Here is a 2,447-nt window from a genome sequence, read left to right as displayed (position 1 = left end):
ATGCGACGCGGAACCACTTGGCCAGCCAGAAGCCCCGCAGCGTCAGGTCGTTGAAGACGAAGGAYTGCGGCGACACCACGCAAGGCTCGCCGCTCATCAGCCCGTAATTGACGACGGTGCCGCCCTCGGCGACGCAACTCGCCAGCCGGTTGGTCGCCTTGCCGCCGACGGCGTCGATGCCCAGGCGGATAGGCGCGCCCGACACGGCCTCCTTGACGCGCTTGGCCAGGTCGTCGCCATCCACCAGCACCACATCGCCGCCGTCCGCCTTCACGACCGCTGCCGCGCCCTCGCGCCGCACGATGTTGACGGTGCGCAGGCCGCGCAGCTTGGCGAGCTGCGTGAGGTAGCCGCCCACACCCGAGTTGGCGACGTTCTGGATGACCCAGTCGCCGGGCTGCAGCGTGACGAACTCCGACAGCATCAGCGAAGCCGTGGCCGGGTTGACGGTCAGCATGGACAACTGCTGCGCATCGGCGCCAGCGGGCAGGGGCACCAGGCGCTTGGCGTCGGTGACGAGATGGCTGGCCCAGGTGCCGCTGCCGGCGGGCAGCAGAACCGTCTGGCCCGCACTCAGATGAGTCACACCCTCGCCGACGGCCACAACGCGGCCCACGCCCTCGCTGCCGCCCACTGCCGGCAGCGGCGGCAGGATGCCGTAGCCACCGGTCAGCATCAGCACGTCCGACGGGTTGATGGGTGCGGCCAGCACAGCGACGAGGGCCTGGCCCGCGCCGGGTGCGGGCGGCTCGAAGGGCAGGGCCCCGATGACGTCCTGCGGCACCGGCCCGCGTTGTTCGTATTGCGCCTTGATGCCCTGGATCGTCATGCCGGTCTCCTGCTATTGGATGGAACGGTCGATTCTCAGCCCGCCCGGGGCGTCGTGGCATCGCCGACGCGACAGGGGCTTCAACCTGTCCAGTCCCTGTCAATGCCGGGCCAGGTGGCGCCCGGCTGCGCCAGCAGTTGCAGAGGCGATCCAGTGACCGGGTGAACCAGAGTCAGCTCGCGCGCATGCAGCCACAGCCGCTGTGTGCCCAGGAATGCTGCGACAGCTCGATTGAGCGGCCCCTTGCCATGCGTCGCATCGCCGAGGATGGGATGGGCGATGTGCTTCAGATGGCGGCGGATCTGATGGCGGCGGCCTTGCAACGGTTCGGCTTCGAGCAGGGCGACGCGGGTGGTGGGGAAGCGCGGGTCGGTGGCCAGTGCCCACTCGATGCGCTCCAGCACGCGCCAGCGGGTCTGCGCCGCCAGCATCGTCTGCCCCGCCGACGGCTGCTCAGGGTCGCGCGCCAGCGGGTGATCGACCAGGCCTTCGTCAGCACCGGGCCAGCCGCGCACAAGAGCGAGATAGCGCTTGTCCATCAGCCCCTGCTCGAACATCGCGCCGAGCAGCGAAGCAACCTCTGTTGACAGCGCAAACAGCAGCACGCCCGAGGTGCCGCGGTCCAGCCGGTGCACGGGCCAGACGGTGCGGCCGAGCTGGTCGCGCAGCAGCTGCAGCGCGGCCTCATCCTCGTGGGCCGCGAGCTGGGTGCGGTGCACCAGCAGGCCGGCCGGCTTGTCGATGGCGACCAGGTGCTCGTCCTGATAAAGCAGGGTCAGAGTCAATTTTTGATAAAGCAGGGTCAGAGTCAATTTTTCAAGTCGCCATCGACGTAGAACCACTCACCGTTCTCGCGCACGAAGCGGCTGACTTCATGCAGCCGATGCGCCCGGCCGCCGAGCTTGCTGCGTGCGACGAACTCGACGCTGCCGTGGTCGGCGTCCGGCATCGCGGTGCGCTTCACGTCCAGGCCCAGCCATTTCAGCCCCGGCTCGGGCGCCTCCAGATCGGCAGGCCGCGTGCTCGCATGCCAGCTCGCCAGCAGATAGTCGCGCAGGTCCAGCACGAAGGCCGAGTAGCGCGAGCGCATCAGCGCCTCGGGCGTGGCTGCGGTCAGGCCCTGGCCAGCCGCAAAGGCCTCGTGCAGGGCGCCGCAGCAGTCGGCATAGGCGGCACGGCGACCGCAGGGGCAGGGCATGGAGGTGTCCATGCCGGCACTCTAGCGGGGGTATCAGCGGCCGAGCGGCCGTCGGGAAAAGACTCGATGAGCCTTGGCAAAGGCAGGGGCCGGCCGAGCAGATAGCCCTGGCCAAAGGCGCAGCCGCATTGGCCCAGGACTTCGAGCTGGTCTGCGTTCTCGATGCCCTCGGCAATGACCTCAAGCTGCAGGTGCCGGCCGAGGTCGACGATGGTCTGGGCAATGGCGCGGTCACGCTCGCCCGTGGCCAGGTCGCGCACGAAGCTGCGGTCGATCTTCAGCGAGCTGATGGGCAGGCTTTTCAGCATGGCCAGCGACGAATGGCCCATGCCGAAGTCATCCAGCGAGATCTCGAAGCCGATCTCGCGCAGCTGGTGCATGACGCGCCTGACCTGCTCGGGCTGGCGCATCAGCATGCCC

At 68.7% G+C, this 2,447-nt stretch carries 4 protein-coding genes; all 4 read right to left on the bottom strand.

Annotated features, from left to right (window positions below; all coding sequences use genetic code 11):
* The coding region (locus AC1DU6_RS27380) for a zinc-dependent alcohol dehydrogenase family protein (protein ID WP_477860975.1) at nt 1-829 on the bottom strand (829 nt) is incomplete at its 3' end.
* Nucleotides 830-909: 80 nt separating this feature from the next.
* Complete coding sequence (locus AC1DU6_RS27375; RefSeq protein ID WP_457324181.1) at nt 910-1,614, bottom strand: pseudouridine synthase; 705 nt, start codon at nt 1,612-1,614, stop codon at nt 910-912.
* Nucleotides 1,615-1,637: 23 nt separating this feature from the next.
* Nucleotides 1,638-2,039, bottom strand: a complete 402-nt coding sequence (locus tag AC1DU6_RS27370; protein WP_477860973.1) for a YchJ family protein — start codon at nt 2,037-2,039, stop codon at nt 1,638-1,640.
* Entirely contained in the window at nt 1,943-2,407 is a 465-nt protein-coding gene (locus AC1DU6_RS27365; RefSeq protein WP_477860976.1) for an EAL domain-containing protein, read from the bottom strand. Before AC1DU6_RS27365 ends, AC1DU6_RS27370 begins: the two co-directional genes overlap by 97 nt.
* Between the last annotated feature and the right edge of the window lie 40 nt (nt 2,408-2,447).

The sequence above is a fragment of the Roseateles sp. P5_B10 genome, assembly GCF_056400485.1.
Note: the sequence above shows the minus strand (reverse complement) of the source record. Positions and strands in the feature narration are given on the sequence as shown.

Bases quoted from the DNA above. Each gene is read 5' to 3' on its own strand.
- AC1DU6_RS27370 (WP_477860973.1), bottom strand. From the start codon at position 2,039: ATGGACACCTCCATGCCCTGCCCCTGCGGTCGCCGTGCCGCCTATGCC.
- AC1DU6_RS27365 (WP_477860976.1), bottom strand. From the start codon at position 2,407: ATGCACCAGCTGCGCGAGATCGGCTTCGAGATCTCGCTGGATGACTTC.